This window comes from Geotalea toluenoxydans JCM 15764, from assembly GCF_001311985.1.
Classification (GTDB): domain Bacteria; phylum Desulfobacterota; class Desulfuromonadia; order Geobacterales; family Geobacteraceae; genus Geotalea; species Geotalea toluenoxydans.
The window spans coordinates 120870-134876 of sequence record NZ_BBCJ01000005.1 but is presented as its reverse complement, the minus strand read 5'-3'; the positions used below and the strand labels follow the sequence as shown (position 1 = coordinate 134876).

Genomic DNA, 14007 nt, shown 5'->3' with positions numbered 1-14007 from the left:
ACAGCAATGCGACTCCAGCTTCTCGAAAATGACGATGCGAAGAGAGAAGTTGAGCGACAGCTGATGTGGTTGCCTTTGTCGCACTTGAGGCTGGGCAGTCTATTACTGATGATGCATTTTCTGGTGCCATACTGAGAGGGTTGCAGTTTCGAGTGGCCCGTACACTTGATTCAGAGTCTTTACATCAAATTTACGAACGGTGGGCGGAAGATATTGAGCGGATACAGCATTCTGAAGCGAGAGCCGCAAACCGTGCCATGATGTGGCTATCGATATTTCTTGCAGATGGTCCAAAATTACCGCTCAAATGCTACCTGGACGCCATATCAGGACTTTGTTCTTTGCCGCTGAGTGAGATAGTCACAGCTCAAACGGATCTCTGCAAAAACTTTTTTCAGAGTGTTAAGGCAACAGATGGAATGCCTAATAGCGGAACACCAGCACAAGCGATGTTTCTCAGTGTGATCAAGCATGTCCGTGACCTGCCAAGCCTTGATGAACTTTTGCAGTGGCTTGATAATGTGGCGACAGATAAGATCAGGCAGCAGTTTGACACAATGCTCGAATGGCCGCTTATACAGAACCTCGGGGCATTCGTGTTAGGTGCTTTTGCTGCTGTCTATGAACAAACTGAAAATTGGGAACCATGGCTAGACTTGTTACAAAAGATCGATGAGTATGCATCTCGACGAAGATCTCCTCAATTTGGTCATATGGCAGCTAAAACCAATGCCATCATCTTGACTGAATATCTTTCAAGGAGCGAAGACGCTCTAAAAGTTCTTGAGCAAGCCGAGGCTACTTTTGGGCCATCACCTGTGCTTATGGAACAGCGAGCCAACATTATGTTTCAAACAAATGACGATGAAACCATGCTTGCAATTTGGAGCAACCTGACAACCGACCAGGTGAGTAAAGCGACGCTTGACCCTTTGCGTTTCGTCGGGCAGGAATGAGCGCAGCTCGCCTAAAGCAGTGGGGAAAAGCAGGACAAATATTCCTCGAGGGAGCACACTCCATTCAGCCTGGCACCTTTGAATTGACCAAATTTGGTCTGTGTGTTGATGCATCGCTTGCAATATCTCTTTCAGGAGATCAGACTACCGCTGCGAAACTATTATCTGATGCAGTCTTGTCACTGCCAACAGAATCTGCGGTGGAGGGTAATGAGCATTGGGAGGCTGTGCAACGAGTTGCTAGTTCGGTTTGTTTCTTCATAGAAAATGCCGTGTGGAATCCTACAGCAGCGGTAAGACCGCCATGCGAATGCGGTTATGCTAGCTTGCCCGGACTAAAATATACCAAGCCTGAGCAAGAGGCAGATATTGGCCAAGTTGCCCGGAGTGAGATAACCCGAGTTAAAGTTCTGCACCTAGTTTCCACCGTCGAGAAAAAGCCTGCTGGAGTTGCACAGGAACTGGAGACATTGGCTGGATCGAAATACTGTTATGTCCGATGGTTAGCAGCCGAAGCTCGACTTGCGCTACTCTTTTCGCTAGCTGCGGGGGATGGCTTTATAGAGGCATTAGTGTCTTACGACAGAGCAGTAACCGACGTTTCAGCAAGGATTCAGAATGGGGTGCCAAGGTTCGAACCAGATGATGGCCCCAATTTAGCTATTCCAGCTGCTCCTCAAAGATGGTTTGGACTGCTATGTGCCGGCGTTATTTGCTCTGGTTTTGAATTGGTGGCCCACTTGCATATCTGGCTCGATGATAGCATTCGACTATTCGGTGAAGATGCTATTCTGACGCAGCAAATTCGTTTGCTTTTCAAAGGAGCATCACAGCCGCTCCCATTGCTCCCTTCAACCATTACTAACCCGACGTCTTCTATGCATGAGCGGTATGGGGCAGTCGCACAATGGTTGCGCAATGGTCTTTCAGCCGAGGACACCTTAAAGGCTCAAGCTATTTTGACATCAGGATTGATGAGAGATGATGTACATGCGCGACAGCAAATTTTCAACTGTCACGTTGCTCGATGCTTCGCGGATGCCTGGCGTGCGCAGGCGCAGAACCGTTTCCAGTTTTGCTCTCCGACCACATCTGTACCAGCGTTACTCGCTACGTTGGACAGAATTGACCATGGCAACGCTACTTTGAAGAGTGTACTTGTTGCTGCCTCAACTGCGCTGAAAGAGCCACTCGGGGAATTCATTGAAAGAGTGCTATAGCAGAGAGGGCATGGGGACTATAATTTCCACTCTGATGGCTGACGACATTACAACTCACGCCTTGACCGGCCAAGCCGGTCAGGCTGGCGTTGAGCTCACAAAAGTATCCCCAGGCCACATCTTTCTCCCATAAATTGAGAAATTATGAACAAACATTTCGAAGACCTTCTTTTCAATACAAATCTGGACCTGAGCCTTAGCGTGATCAGCAGGGACAATCCATCGCAGTTATCGGTAACTTCCCGGATCGGCGCACCGAGAGTCTTCCTTGGCCTCCTCTTTGGCATCCCTTGTCTTCTTCTGCTCTTCTATGCGATACGCCACCAGGGAATATATCTCCTGCTTTCACTTGTCTTTTGCCCGCCCCTTGGGATACTCGGTCTTCTGTTCGGTCTGACCAGACAGAAAAAGACTTCATCCCCTCCCGCGGCCAGGCCATCAAATCCTTCAGCCTGCTCCACATCCAGCGAGATATGCCTGTCCAGCTCCCAAAGAATGGCGTGTTGCAGGCCTATAAGCGATGGAGTTCCGGAGGCGAATCCGGGGGCGGTTGCTACTTCTATCATGTGGAGATTCAGGGATTGAAGGGCTTTGGGTTTAGCATCGCCAAAAATAAGAAAAAGCGGGATGACTTTGCAACTGATCTTTCCAAATTTCTGGGCTATGAAGTTCATGATCAGGATGGGCAGTCATGAGTGGTAAGAAGATTGACACAGATTGATGGTTGACGTATAGTTTATATAAATATGTACGTCATGCCCTTTGGAGGCTACAATGCAAACCAAGCTGACTCTTCGACTTGAAGATCAATTAATCGAGCAGGCAAAATCTTACGCGGCTCATGCAGGGAAATCCGTATCGCAGGTAGTGGCAGATTATTTCAGGATGTTGGCCTCGGAAAAAAACAAACCCTCATCGCCATCAGCACCAATAACCCAATCGCTTCGGGGATCATTGCGGGGATCGAATCTTGATGAAAAGGATTACAGAAAATATCTGGAGGATAAACACCTTTGAAAATCCTGTTCGATACGAACATCGTTCTCGATGTGCTGATGGACCGGTTGCCATACTCAGATTCCGCTGCTGAATTATTCTCAAAGGTGGAAGATGGGACCATCATTGGCTACTTGTGCGGCACTACAGTAACTACTGTATTTTATCTTGCAGCCAAAACAGTAGGTACTGCAAGGGCACAAGAAGAAATCAAGAAGCTTCTCAGTCTGTTTGACGTGGCCCCTGTCAATAGACATGTCCTCGAATCAGCCATAGAACTGGATTTCAATGACTTCGAAGATGCAGTAATCCATGCAGCAGCATCCCATATCGGCGCTGATGCAATTGTAACGCGCAATCAGAAGGATTTTAAAAAATCCACGATACCTGTTTATTCCTCCGAAGAAATGGCAAAAATCCTTACTCCTGACAGTGTCTGATGGCAAGCACCTTCTGTCGTCAGAAATGAAGAGGAATCGAACTGGCTGAGGGGTCTTTCCGGTCGCAGTGGTATGTATCCAGAGATTCCGAAAGGAACAACTACCGCTGGTGGCGTGCAAAAGGCAGTCACAAGCACAGTGAACCGGGTATTTTAAAAGAAAGCGTCGATGTCCATCATGCCATGCAAAACCCTGACAATATGAATGCCGCCGCTTATGGGCATATAGAAAATCAGATACATGCCGACCGGGAAACTTTTCAGCCCAGAATGGAGTTCGTCCCGATTTCTCCCCATATCTGAAAAACGGCAGAGTTTCCGGCTTGCTTCCTCAATTTCGTCAAGTAGTTTGTCAGCACTGTCGGGATTATCCTGGGCAATATACCACCAGATTTCGTCAAGATCGTTTTCAGCCGCGGGGCTCTTGAGGATTTTCAGCATCAGCCGTTTACTTTGCGTTGCTGTGCTTCAAGTCGTTTACGGCCCCGAGATTTGACGGCTCCAACATCTAAAGGAGTCGGCTCGCCGCTATCCAAGCCTTTCTTTATCTCGGCGCGAAGTTCTTCAACGCGCAAGGACTGTCTCCGGTCACGTTCTTCAAGAAGGCGTAAAGCATCACGCATGACTTCGCTCGCGGAGCCGTACAGCCCGCTTTCAACCTTGCTTTTAACCAGTGCTTCCAGTTGAGGCGTAAGTGAGATGTTCATGATTTTATTTCCTCCTTCGGAATACATAATAACAGATAATAGCAATCTTTGTTATTATAAAGTCGAATTTGAGAATAGACCCGAAGGTAAGAGTTATGAGGGTGATCAAGGGGCCGTGGTGCCAGCCGTTGGATGCAGCCGGCCTGTCTCCGCGTCGGTGACTTGCACCGTCCGCTCCGATAGGCGGCTGATGCTGAACGTTGAGTTAAGGTAATTAAACTGTCCAATCAAGAAGGTTGATGGAGGGGACGCGCAAAAACTCGCGGGTGTTATTTGTAACCAGAGGGATTCCCAATGATACGGCGTGAGCGGCGATGAGCATATCCATGGAACCAATGGGCGTGCCGGCTTTTTCAAGAGCTGACCGGATATCTCCATAAACGTGGGCAGCTGCTTCATCATAAGCGACCACCTCCAAGGGAATGATGAACTCGTCGAGAGCTTTGGCGTTTTTCTCTCCGTGAGCGCTTTTGGCGGCCCCGTAGCGCAGTTCGGAGAGAGTTATGGAGGAAATGCCAATGTCGCCGATCTCGTACTCCAGAAAATGCTTCAACACGGTGGCCGGCTGTTGCTTGATAATGTAAATGCAGATATTGGTGTCGAGCAGCAGTTTCATCAGAAATTTTCCCGCTTGTCCTGTTCAGGTTGTATGCGTTCGGACATGAAGTCCCTTGAGAATTTTTTGAGACTGCCGAATAAAGAATTCCAGGAATCGCTCCGGGGAATTAATTGAACGATGTTGCCGCATTTCTTTATGAATACCTCGCTGTCATCGAAGCGAAATTCCTTAGGAAGCCTGACTGCCTGGCTTTGTCCATTTTGAAATATTTTTGCTGTTTTCATGATCGGCCTCAGGATTAATATATATTCAAAGTATATATTTTGATGTTTGGGCTGGCAAGTGAAATTTCAACCGCGAGAGCAAAAATGAGATCCCAACAAGGCTTGCCAATCTTCCTTTCTCTTTATTGAACTACCACGTTTGAGTTACAGAATCGGGAGTTACCGCCAAGGTGGCGCGCAACCAATCGAATTTCGACTTGAGCAGATCGAAGTCAGGGCCGGAAGTGATGAAGGCTGCCTTGCCCTTGATCAGGAAACCGGCGCCCGGGCCATGCAGGCCTTGCACTTTGCTGCTCCCCAGGGTAATGAGAACTTCGGGATTATAGGCTATGTTCTTCTCGGTTTTATGCATGTAACCGGCGGGGATCAACAGGCGGCCATCGGCGGAGATCCGGATGTAACTGTTCCAGGTATTGACCATATGCGGCCCATCCTGGCCTAAAGTAGCGATGGCAACTACGCCGTCCTGTTTCAGTATCTCCAGCAGCTCTTCGGGAATCATCGGTACTACCTCCTTGATTGTGTGTTGTAAGAGTACATGTTCTGTGGGGAAAGGTGACTGCAAAGGTGGTGATGGTAACCGATGACGAGCGTCTGGTCAAACAGGATTTTCGGCGGGCTTGATTTTGGAAAATAAAATCAACTTACCTCCTCCCATACCCGCCGCAGTTTGTCCGCGCTGAAGCGGAGCAGTTCCCGGTCCGGGGTAAAGACCTCCAGAGTGATGGTGCCGTCATAACCGGCCGCCTTGAGGCTCTTGATGCAGCTGCCCAGATCAAGGGTTCCTGCCCCCAGCGGCAGGTGCAGATCGTCGGTGCCGCGGTTGTCGTGCAGATGCACGTGCCGCACCCGGTGGCCGTAGCGCTCCATGATCCCCGCCGTGGTATTGTGCTTCACCATCAAGTTGGTGTGGCCGATGTCCAGGTGGAGGCCGAGTTCCGGTATCGCTTCCAGGAACCGCCCCAACTGGGGCACGTCATTGATGTTGTCGGGGAGGTTCTCGATCATCAGCTCCATGTCCAGGCGGCGGGCCAGGGGGAGCAGCTCGCGGATGCTCTTCAGGTTCTGCTCAACGGAAAAAGCCGCATCATGCATGGGGGCCTTGAAATCGGGATGGATATTCATGCAGCATGCTCCCAGGCGGGCCAAGATTTGCAGTGTGCTGGAAAAGGCCTCGACCGCCCCTTCACGAACCTCTTCGAAGGGATGCCCCAAAGGAAGGTAGTAGGCGGTATGGCCGATAACCCCCAGCCCCGTTTCCTTCAGAAGCTCCTGTATTGATTCAACATCCACCTGCCAGTGCCCGGCTCCAGGGGGCTCCAGGGTAAGGTCGATGAAATCGAGACCCATCTCCACCATCCACAAAATTTCGTCCTCTACCCGGTGTCTCGGGTGATTCATGGCACCGATCCGCATCACCATACCTCCGTCGTAAACCAGTCGTTTGCCTTGAATAGCGTGGTTCTGGTTCTGTCTATCAGTGGCCCGTCATGTGCCGGCGGTCTCAATTCCATCCCCAGTCTTTTCCATATGAATTCCGGCAAGTCGGCTGCCCTGCCGGGGCACATCCAGCAGAACAGGCTCATCAGCGATGTCAAAACAGGCCTGTCTTCACCTACCCTTGCCAACAGCCGTTCCCAGTCCATTTCCGGCCCCTGGGCGAAGATTAGATTGAGGATATCCGGCCAGTCGGCCCTTTCCCGTCGCAGGATGTAAAGCTTCGACCATGCCAGTTCTTCGGGCGGGATCAGGCGAAGGGCAACACCGCGCACGGTCAGCGCCCATCCCCTGGATGTCCAAACCTCGTCCACTGCACCACGGCCGTTGAGCATCTTCCATAAAAGATCTACGATAAAGCCTCGCCGACTGCCCCGGTAGCTCCAGGTCGGATCGTACTCCACGGCGTTGTACTCGGCAAAGCCCTGCTCGATCATCAATTTAATCAGTTTTTTCTGGTCGGGCTCCACCACATAAAGATCCATATCCTTGGTATTACGCATATAGCCCGAGTAGGCGGACAGGGCAAGACCGCCGCCTATGGCAAGCCTCAGCCCGTTCTTTTCGGCTGCCTGCAGGAGTTGGGCGTAGACAGCCAACTGATCATCCAAAAGCAATTGGGCAAGGATCGATTCGGCCTTGGCCGGGGGGAAAACCATCGGATTCCTCCAGTTGGCTGAAGATAAATCTTATTTAATAGTAGCATAGTTTCCGGAGCGAGCGGCAACCCAGCAGATGGACCCTGCAACAGTTTTTATTATTCCGGTTCCTCCCACCGCACCGGCCCCGGTTCATGTTTCACCAGCAGCATGGAGCAGGGGAGTCTGCGCATCAGCGTATCGTTCTCACCGCCAAAAAGCATATGCTCCAGGCGTCCTTCCTCGTGGGCAGGAACCACGATCAGGTCGATCTTTTCTTCTTTGACCAGTCGCACCGCTTCCTTGACCGGGTCATCCCAGGTCACGTACTCCTTTACCTGGAATCCCCCCCTGGTCACCTGTCTGATTGCCTGATCCAGTTCTTCTTTGTACTGTTCCCGTCTGGAGAGGTAGTTCTTATATTCCTCCCCTTTGAAAAAGAGACCTGGTGCGTTAACCGCCGCTCCCAGCTCCACTTCATTGGGAATGGGGCGCAAGACGCTCAGTTCTGCGCCAAATCGTTTAGCCAGTCCGATGGCATCATGCAATATCTCTCCGCTGTTCTCGATCATGCGGATAATCAGAAGAATGTGCCTAATTTCTTCCATGGTCCCTCCTTTTGCTCCCTGTAGGCTTACACATATGGCATTCCGGTAATAATCTTAGCACAGGCGGGAACTCTTGCCAGTATCAGCAGGCATATGTGCCTGTTTTGCGGCAAACCCCGTCTCAATTGACTTTACTTGTCTTCATGTCATTATTATTAATAATATTAAATTAATAAAGGGAAAGGAGCGTGCTGGATGAAAACGAAAAAGGGAGCAGCTTTTGTCTCACTGATTGTCGTTGGTGTTCTCCTCGTTGCCTCGGAATCATGGACCCAGTCCAAAGATTCATCCACGCAGAAGGTTCAGCGTGATGCGGTTCAGGAGGCACAGACTCCCAAGGTCGTGCCTATCACCCGCCCGGAACAGAAAAAAAATGAACATGATTTGAAAGATATTTTTGGTTCGACTAAGGCCGAACCATCCTCGACGGCCTTCAAGGGGCAGCCGGATGAAGGGAAGATGGAGGGCTTCGAGTTTTACCGCGACCCGCTCAATGCGAAAAAGCCGATGATGACCTTTGATGAGGTTTACAAGGCAGATGTGGAGGACAAACCGAAGGTGATGGCGGAGCAGAAGCAACTGCTGGAAAAGCGCTACAACCTGAAGCCGAATCTCTCCCCGGATGTGAAGATGACCAGGGGGAAACCGATTGCTGTCGGCCCGACGGCCCTGTTGCAGGGAGGGGCCAGTTGGGACATCTTGGCGGCAATGACAGCCGAAGAAATGCGTTCCAAGAAAGCCTTCCCTTATCCGCCGCTGCCCCATCCCAAGCAGGTTGCCGGGGGGCAGGTCTTTCCCCAGATGCAGATCGACATGTTTCCACGGCTGCAGCGATTCGATGTGGACTTTGACCTGCCCGATGCATTCCTGCCTGAGTTTCCGCCCGCCATTTTCCTGCAGAACCGGCCGGAACTGGGTGATGTATCACGGGGCGAGGTGGTGTCCATCAACAACTTCCACCGCCTGTTCAAGGACCTGCTGACGCCGGTGCAACTGGACGGTTTGCGTCTGCTCCTTACTCCAATCCCCCAGGAGGAGTTTAACGCCACCGATGACCGCAAGACAGCCCAGCCGAGTCTAGGCGTTACCTGCCTGGACTGTCATGTGAACGGCCATACAACCGCTCAATTCCACCTCAGTCCGGATATCCGGCCTCAGGAACGCAGGTTCCGCCTGGATACAACCAGTCTGCGCGGCATGTTCAATCAGCAGATCCATGCTTCCAAACGAAGTCTGCGCTCAGTGGAGGATTTCACCGAGTTCGAACAGAGAACTGCCTACTTCAATGGTGATCCCATCCATGCAATGAAGAAGGGCATCGTGGAGATCCCTCGCCTTCTGGTGGCCCATATGGCACAGATGCAGAACATGTTCGACGTTCCGCCTGCTCCCAAACTGGATCCAAGCGGGCGTCTCGATCCTGCAAAGGCGACCCAGGCTGAACTTGCCGGGGAGAAGATCTTCTTCGAGAAGGGGCGATGCGCCAGCTGCCATTTGCCGCCGTTCTATATGGATCAGCAGATGCACGACCTTAAAATGGAGCGCTTTACCCAGGAGCCGGGCGACGGTCCCATCAAGACGTTTACCCTGCGCGGCATCAAAGAGAGCCCCCCTTATATGCATGACGGACGCTGCCTGACCTTGGAAGACACCGTCGAATTTTTCAACCTGGTGCTTGGTCTCAAACTGACCGGCGAGGAGAAGAAGAACCTGGTGGCGTTCATGCGGGTGCTGTAATCAGATGCGAAGGTGATATGTACTCCGGCAATTAAAACATCACGATCCTGCTGCAGGGGCGCTGCTTGCCGCGCCCCTGCCATTCATATGCCTAGGAGTCTGTCGGACTTAGAATGAATCGGCTGCGAAAATGGCAAATCGGTCCGGATCTCCGTAAATTTTCGACAAATAGGTCCACTATTCGCTCTCAAATTTCCAAATATCCGTCCTCGATTTTCCATCCTCTCGCTTCGATCCCTAAGTCCGACAGACTCCTAGCCACCGAGACAAATACCAGCGTTGACCGGAAACGGGTGCTCATGGTAGATAGTTCCCATCCCCACTCAATCCCCCACTCTGTAAGGGGGAAGCGGACGTAAGTGAGCAGGGGGGAAATTAACCGGGGACAAGAATTTCTACGATTCTGTGATATTGTCCCAGGGGGCGTTATGAGATATGAGGAGATAGTGAAATTCCATGGCCATGCCTGTCCTGGTCTCGCCATCGGCTATCGCATGGCCAATGCCGCCATGGAGGCCCTTAAGGCAGTGCGTGCCGGGGATGAAGAGATTGTCGCCATAGTGGAGAACGATGCCTGCGGCGTCGACGCATTGCAATGCATCAGTGGCTGTACCTTCGGTAAGGGAAACCTGATCTTTCGCGACTATGGCAAACAGGTATATACCTTATATTCACGTACCAGCGGCAAGGGAGTGCGGGTCGTCTATCACGGAAACGGCATCCCTGCCAAACTTGCCGGTGACCGGGCCGCTCGCGCCGAGTTCATACTCGGTGCACCCGCCGATCAACTCCTGACCATGACCGAAGTGACGATGACAGAGCCGGAAAGGGCGCGAAGCCGTCCATCGGTTTTATGTGCCCGGTGCAACGAAGAAGTGATGGAGACCCGGCTGCGGGAGGTGGCTGGAGAGCGGCTTTGCGTTCCATGTGCCGAGAAGGTCTCTGCCCATTAAATTCTAATCATGCAGCGGTTGCGGACATCAGCCCGGCGTGTTATTGTATGATTTTTCATGGGCGCAAAATGATCACTGCCGGGGCAAGCAAGACATGTATCTGGAATATTACGGCTTCAGAGAGAAACCATTTTCCATAACACCTAATCCCCGCTTCATTTTCCTCAGCAAAAACCACCAGGAAGCCTTCGCCCATCTTCTTTACGGCGTAAACAGCGTTGTGGCTTCATTCAATTGACCGGAGAAGTGGGAACCGGCAAGACAACGGTCCTGCGCACCTTTCTCAACCGGCTCGACGAGGATGGCTATCGGACCGCACTCATCTTCAACCCGTGCCTGTCGTCGGATGAACTGCTCCGCACCATCAACCGCGATTTCGCCATTCCCCACGAGGATCTGAGCCGGGCGCAGCTCCTGGAGGTGCTGAACGCCTTTCTTCTTGAACAGAGGGAGGCCGGGCGGATAGTTGTTCTGGTCATAGACGAGGCACAGAATCTGGCTGCCGATGTCCTGGAACAGATCCGCCTCATTTCCAACCTGGAAACGGAAACGGAGAAGCTGATCCAGATTATTCTGGCAGGCCAGCCGGAGCTTGAAAAGCTGCTGGCCCGGACCGACCTGCGGCAGCTGAAGCAGCGGATACTGGTACGATACCATCTGCTTCCCATGGATTTCGAGGATACAACGGGATATGTGGAACATCGCCTGGAGCTGGCCAGTGGTGGGGTGATCTTTTCCGCTTCAGCGCTCAAAAAAATCTTTCGCTATTCCGGCGGTATTCCCCGTCTGATCAACATTGTCTGCGACAGAGCACTCTTGGTGGGTTTTACGGAAGGAAGCCGCGAAATCAGGGGGGGCATGGCGGGCACTGCCATTGCTGAAGTCGAAAACAGCAGGAGAGGTTGGTGGAAGCGCCTGTGGTGCAGGCTTCGGCTGGCCGACTAATTTCGAGGAGATGGGAGCATGCCATGAGTTCCATTCTGAAAGCCCTGAAGAAAGTGGAAGAGGAAAAAGCTGCCCAGCGTAATGCCATGCCCCTTGCCAGTGATGTGGCGAGGAACCGACGCAGCCGGAAATCGGCATCCTTCTGGAAAATTCCTGCTGCACTGGTTGTGGTTGCCGTCACTGCGATACTCTCTACGTTCGCTGCCATGGGTGGTTTTACTACTGCTAAAACAAGACCAACCACACCTCCAGACGTGAATGGGGCGGTTATCCCCCTGGCAAAGGGGCAAATCCCGTTGCCGTTCAGGTGCAGCCAGTCCAGTTTCCTTCAGATGGAACGAATGAGCCGGCGGTCGTGCAAAAGCAGCAATCTGCACCTGTGCCAATACCAAAGCAGCAGGTTAAACAGCCTGCCGTCAAACCGGCTGTCCCAACATCGGCCAAACCTCCTGCCTTCGCCCCCGCAGTAGCTGTGCGAAGGGAAACGGGGCCTTTTCTTCGTACCACCAGCGGTTCGATTTCAGTAAAGGAGAACCACCTCGACTTCAAGGTAAGTGGCATTGGCTGGCAGAAGGAAGGCTCGTCGCGACTGGCAGTGGTCAACGGTGTTGCCGTTACCCAGGGCGCAACGGTGGATGGGGCGAAGGTGTTGGAGATCCTTCCGGACAGGGTGCGCCTTTCCCAAGGCGGCAGTATATTCGAGATATTGCTGGGCAAGATCAATCAATACAGGTGAACCCCCAATGACAGTGGAAAATCAGGCAAAAGACATGGCCGCGTGGGAATCTTTATGTGAACAGTGCGGACTCTGCTGTTTTGAAAAGATAGAAGACGAATCGGGGGCAATCTTTTTCACCTCTACCCCATGCCGCTACCTGGATGTGGTGACCCGGGAATGCAAGATTTACGAGCGGCGTTTCCAGATCTGTCCCGAATGCATTCAGCTGACCGAGGAGCTGGTCAGGGAGCTGAATTGGCTCCATGATGACTGCGGCTATCGTAAGGCACAGGGATTGAAGCGTAGAAGGCGCTGAGTTGCAATTGGCGACCGGCACAAACAGATGATGAAGACAAAAACAGGAGTTCGATTTGCAAAAGAAGAACAATGACGCTGCAATACTGAAACTGGTGAAGGGGGGGCGTGCGTCTTCGCTGACCTTCGCCGGGCTCCCCTTCGTGGAGAAGGCCCGATATCTGAAAAGGCTTGGGGCCAAGGAACGTATGGACCTGATCATTGGCGATGCCGAAGGGGAGCGCCTGGTCCGGGAGATGGAGCCCCAGGAATTCTTCTGGATGGTGAAGGATGTGGGGGAGACAGATGCCCTGGAACTGGTCCAGCTTGCTTCTCCTGAGCAGTGCCTGTTCCTGCTGGATATGGAGCTATGGTCCAAGTGGTCCTTCTCCCATGATAAGGCGGTGGAGTGGTACGGTTACCTGCTGGAAGGGGGAGATGACAAGCTCAGGGAACTTCTGCCGAGCATGGATTTCGAGCTGCTTCAGCTTTTCCTCAATCGTGAAATCATCGTCGGCGGCGGCATAGGAGACATGTCCAATGACGAAGAGCGCCTGGCGGACTGGGATCACACCTTTGACGGCACCTTCATGATCACCTTTAAAAATCCCAAACACAGCCAGGTTCTGGGCCGATTCATCGAAAGCATCAGGCGAATCGACGAGCAACTCTATGTGGCTCTCATGGAAGGGGTCAAGAGTGACGTGGACCTGGAACTTGAGGATATCTGCTATCAGTTCCGCTCCGGTCGCCTGGCCGATCTGGGTTTTCCCCCCCTTGACGAGGCACTCTCCATCTATGCAAGGGTGAAGCCCTCTTCCTTCAGCCTTCATGGGGACAAAAAACAAATTGCAACCGGTTCCACGGCAGCTCTGCCGGTGCCGGTAAGTGCCGATAATGCTCTTTTACAGCGGGCACTGGCTCTGGCGGATTCGGAAGAGTTGTATATGGAGCTTAACTACCTGATCAATAACGCCCTGGTGGCGGACGGGACCGCACTTGCCGACACCGAGGTGATGCGCATGGTGGTTACCCGGGTTTATGGTTACCTTAACATGGCTTTGGAAACAATATGCGGCGATGATGCAAAAAAAGCCGGTGAGGTCTTGACTGGGGAATTTCTGAAGAGGCTTTTCCAGCTTGGCTACAGCATTCTTTTGGATCTGAAGACCCGCGCCGAAGGCGTTATTATCGAGGATTACGCGGCGAATAAGCTCCTCGACGGCCTTAAAAACAAGCGGCCCAGGTTCTATCGCGGCCTGGATGCGGATACGGCCGATGGCTACCGGGAATTCCGTTCAATGGCCGATGTTGCCAAGGTCGATGCATTTCTGCGCCGTATGGGAGCCTGAAGGTTCTGGTTAATTTTATTAAAGATTGACAAATTATTTTAGCGGCTATAAAATTCGAGGTCTTTTTCTTGAACTTTTAGTCCATAAAATATGGTTGAGGAGGG

At 52.0% G+C, this 14007-nt stretch carries 21 protein-coding genes; 12 read left to right on the top strand and 9 right to left on the bottom strand.

The annotated features are described in order from the left end of the window. Positions 1-65: 65 nt before the first annotated feature. Both JCM15764_RS04605 and JCM15764_RS04600 read left to right on the top strand, forming a co-directional pair. Positions 66-956 (top strand): hypothetical protein, encoded by an 891-nt coding sequence (locus JCM15764_RS04605; RefSeq protein ID WP_054693067.1) that lies wholly within the window; start codon positions 66-68, stop codon positions 954-956. Further along, complete coding sequence (locus tag JCM15764_RS04600; RefSeq protein WP_054693064.1) at positions 953-2176, top strand: hypothetical protein; 1224 nt, start codon at positions 953-955, stop codon at positions 2174-2176. The genes JCM15764_RS04605 and JCM15764_RS04600 overlap by 4 nt, the downstream gene beginning before the upstream one ends. 308 nt (positions 2177-2484) lie before the next feature. Here the strand turns inward: JCM15764_RS04600 and JCM15764_RS21820 are convergent, their stop codons facing one another. Then, positions 2485-2742, bottom strand: coding sequence for a hypothetical protein (locus JCM15764_RS21820; protein WP_243688355.1), 258 nt, complete (start codon positions 2740-2742; stop codon positions 2485-2487). 208 nt (positions 2743-2950) lie between these two features. On the opposite strand from JCM15764_RS21820, the gene JCM15764_RS04590 reads away from it, so the two are divergent. Both JCM15764_RS04590 and JCM15764_RS04585 read left to right on the top strand, forming a co-directional pair. Beyond that, a complete protein-coding gene (locus JCM15764_RS04590; RefSeq protein WP_054693058.1) occupies positions 2951-3193 on the top strand; it encodes a DUF6364 family protein in 243 nt (80 codons plus the stop codon). Then, positions 3190-3612, top strand: coding sequence for a type II toxin-antitoxin system VapC family toxin (locus tag JCM15764_RS04585; RefSeq protein WP_054693056.1), 423 nt, complete (start codon positions 3190-3192; stop codon positions 3610-3612). Before JCM15764_RS04590 ends, JCM15764_RS04585 begins: the two co-directional genes overlap by 4 nt. A 152-nt stretch (positions 3613-3764) precedes the next feature. On the opposite strand, the gene JCM15764_RS04580 is transcribed toward JCM15764_RS04585, so the two are convergent. From JCM15764_RS04580 to JCM15764_RS04545, 8 genes are all read right to left on the bottom strand, one after another. Then, positions 3765-4052, bottom strand: a complete 288-nt coding sequence (locus JCM15764_RS04580; RefSeq protein ID WP_054693054.1) for a type II toxin-antitoxin system RelE/ParE family toxin — start codon at positions 4050-4052, stop codon at positions 3765-3767. Further along, positions 4052-4318, bottom strand: coding sequence for a type II toxin-antitoxin system ParD family antitoxin (locus JCM15764_RS04575; protein ID WP_054693048.1), 267 nt, complete (start codon positions 4316-4318; stop codon positions 4052-4054). The genes JCM15764_RS04580 and JCM15764_RS04575 overlap by 1 nt, the downstream gene beginning before the upstream one ends. Before the next feature lie 214 nt (positions 4319-4532). Then, a complete protein-coding gene (vapC, locus tag JCM15764_RS04570) occupies positions 4533-4934 on the bottom strand; it encodes a type II toxin-antitoxin system tRNA(fMet)-specific endonuclease VapC (protein WP_054693044.1) in 402 nt (133 codons plus the stop codon). Next, the gene (vapB, locus tag JCM15764_RS04565) at positions 4934-5161 is read right to left on the bottom strand and encodes a type II toxin-antitoxin system antitoxin VapB (protein WP_054693040.1); all 228 of its coding nucleotides are present in this window, start codon (positions 5159-5161) and stop codon (positions 4934-4936) included. The genes vapC and vapB overlap by 1 nt, the downstream gene beginning before the upstream one ends. Positions 5162-5291: 130 nt before the next feature. Then, positions 5292-5663 carry a pyridoxamine 5'-phosphate oxidase family protein gene (locus JCM15764_RS04560; protein WP_054693037.1) on the bottom strand — a complete coding sequence of 124 codons (372 nt, stop codon included), beginning with the start codon at positions 5661-5663 and terminating at the stop codon, positions 5292-5294. 137 nt (positions 5664-5800) lie between these two features. Continuing rightward, entirely contained in the window at positions 5801-6577 is a 777-nt protein-coding gene (locus tag JCM15764_RS04555; RefSeq protein WP_054693034.1) for a sugar phosphate isomerase/epimerase family protein, read from the bottom strand. Then, positions 6577-7317: a nucleotidyltransferase family protein gene (locus JCM15764_RS04550; protein WP_054693030.1), complete on the bottom strand. Its 741-nt coding sequence runs from the start codon at positions 7315-7317 to the stop codon at positions 6577-6579. Before JCM15764_RS04550 ends, JCM15764_RS04555 begins: the two co-directional genes overlap by 1 nt. Positions 7318-7415: 98 nt before the next feature. Next, positions 7416-7904: a universal stress protein gene (locus JCM15764_RS04545; protein ID WP_054693028.1), complete on the bottom strand. Its 489-nt coding sequence runs from the start codon at positions 7902-7904 to the stop codon at positions 7416-7418. Between the two features lie 195 nt (positions 7905-8099). Here JCM15764_RS04545 and JCM15764_RS04540 point away from each other — a divergent pair, with 195 nt between their 5' ends. From JCM15764_RS04540 to JCM15764_RS04510, 8 genes are all read left to right on the top strand, one after another. After that, on the top strand, positions 8100-9641 hold the full coding sequence (locus JCM15764_RS04540) for a hypothetical protein (protein ID WP_054693015.1): 1542 nt from the start codon (positions 8100-8102) through the stop codon (positions 9639-9641). 428 nt (positions 9642-10069) lie between these two features. Then, the gene (locus tag JCM15764_RS04535; RefSeq protein WP_054693011.1) at positions 10070-10594 is read left to right on the top strand and encodes an FmdE family protein; all 525 of its coding nucleotides are present in this window, start codon (positions 10070-10072) and stop codon (positions 10592-10594) included. 94 nt (positions 10595-10688) lie between these two features. Next, on the top strand, positions 10689-10832 hold the full coding sequence (locus JCM15764_RS21815) for a hypothetical protein (RefSeq protein WP_243688354.1): 144 nt from the start codon (positions 10689-10691) through the stop codon (positions 10830-10832). Positions 10833-10840: 8 nt separating this feature from the next. Beyond that, complete coding sequence (locus JCM15764_RS04530; RefSeq protein ID WP_243688353.1) at positions 10841-11539, top strand: ExeA family protein; 699 nt, start codon at positions 10841-10843, stop codon at positions 11537-11539. A 23-nt stretch (positions 11540-11562) separates the two neighbouring features. Beyond that, positions 11563-12009 (top strand): hypothetical protein, encoded by a 447-nt coding sequence (locus JCM15764_RS04525; protein WP_054693009.1) that lies wholly within the window; start codon positions 11563-11565, stop codon positions 12007-12009. A gap of 2 nt (positions 12010-12011) precedes the next feature. Continuing rightward, positions 12012-12275, top strand: a complete 264-nt coding sequence (locus tag JCM15764_RS04520) for a hypothetical protein (RefSeq protein ID WP_054693007.1) — start codon at positions 12012-12014, stop codon at positions 12273-12275. 7 nt (positions 12276-12282) lie between these two features. Next, positions 12283-12573 carry a YcgN family cysteine cluster protein gene (locus JCM15764_RS04515; protein ID WP_054693004.1) on the top strand — a complete coding sequence of 97 codons (291 nt, stop codon included), beginning with the start codon at positions 12283-12285 and terminating at the stop codon, positions 12571-12573. A 55-nt stretch (positions 12574-12628) separates the two neighbouring features. Beyond that, positions 12629-13903, top strand: coding sequence for a DUF6178 family protein (locus JCM15764_RS04510; RefSeq protein ID WP_243688352.1), 1275 nt, complete (start codon positions 12629-12631; stop codon positions 13901-13903). The last annotated feature ends 104 nt before the right edge of the window (positions 13904-14007 follow it).

Coding starts and splice junctions, on each gene's coding strand:
- JCM15764_RS04580 (WP_054693054.1), bottom strand. CDS start 4,052: ATGCTGAAAATCCTCAAGAGCCCCGCGGCTGAAAACGATCTTGACGAA.
- vapC (WP_054693044.1), bottom strand. CDS start 4,934: ATGAAACTGCTGCTCGACACCAATATCTGCATTTACATTATCAAGCAA.
- JCM15764_RS04600 (WP_054693064.1), top strand. CDS start 953: ATGAGCGCAGCTCGCCTAAAGCAGTGGGGAAAAGCAGGACAAATATTC.
- vapB (WP_054693040.1), bottom strand. CDS start 5,161: ATGAAAACAGCAAAAATATTTCAAAATGGACAAAGCCAGGCAGTCAGG.
- JCM15764_RS04555 (WP_054693034.1), bottom strand. CDS start 6,577: ATGCGGATCGGTGCCATGAATCACCCGAGACACCGGGTAGAGGACGAA.
- JCM15764_RS21820 (WP_243688355.1), bottom strand. CDS start 2,742: ATGATAGAAGTAGCAACCGCCCCCGGATTCGCCTCCGGAACTCCATCG.
- JCM15764_RS04515 (WP_054693004.1), top strand. CDS start 12,283: ATGACAGTGGAAAATCAGGCAAAAGACATGGCCGCGTGGGAATCTTTA.
- JCM15764_RS21815 (WP_243688354.1), top strand. CDS start 10,689: ATGTATCTGGAATATTACGGCTTCAGAGAGAAACCATTTTCCATAACA.
- JCM15764_RS04545 (WP_054693028.1), bottom strand. CDS start 7,904: ATGGAAGAAATTAGGCACATTCTTCTGATTATCCGCATGATCGAGAAC.
- JCM15764_RS04540 (WP_054693015.1), top strand. CDS start 8,100: ATGAAAACGAAAAAGGGAGCAGCTTTTGTCTCACTGATTGTCGTTGGT.
- JCM15764_RS04525 (WP_054693009.1), top strand. CDS start 11,563: ATGAGTTCCATTCTGAAAGCCCTGAAGAAAGTGGAAGAGGAAAAAGCT.
- JCM15764_RS04575 (WP_054693048.1), bottom strand. CDS start 4,318: ATGAACATCTCACTTACGCCTCAACTGGAAGCACTGGTTAAAAGCAAG.
- JCM15764_RS04550 (WP_054693030.1), bottom strand. CDS start 7,317: ATGGTTTTCCCCCCGGCCAAGGCCGAATCGATCCTTGCCCAATTGCTT.
- JCM15764_RS04590 (WP_054693058.1), top strand. CDS start 2,951: ATGCAAACCAAGCTGACTCTTCGACTTGAAGATCAATTAATCGAGCAG.
- JCM15764_RS04560 (WP_054693037.1), bottom strand. CDS start 5,663: ATGATTCCCGAAGAGCTGCTGGAGATACTGAAACAGGACGGCGTAGTT.
- JCM15764_RS04535 (WP_054693011.1), top strand. CDS start 10,070: ATGAGATATGAGGAGATAGTGAAATTCCATGGCCATGCCTGTCCTGGT.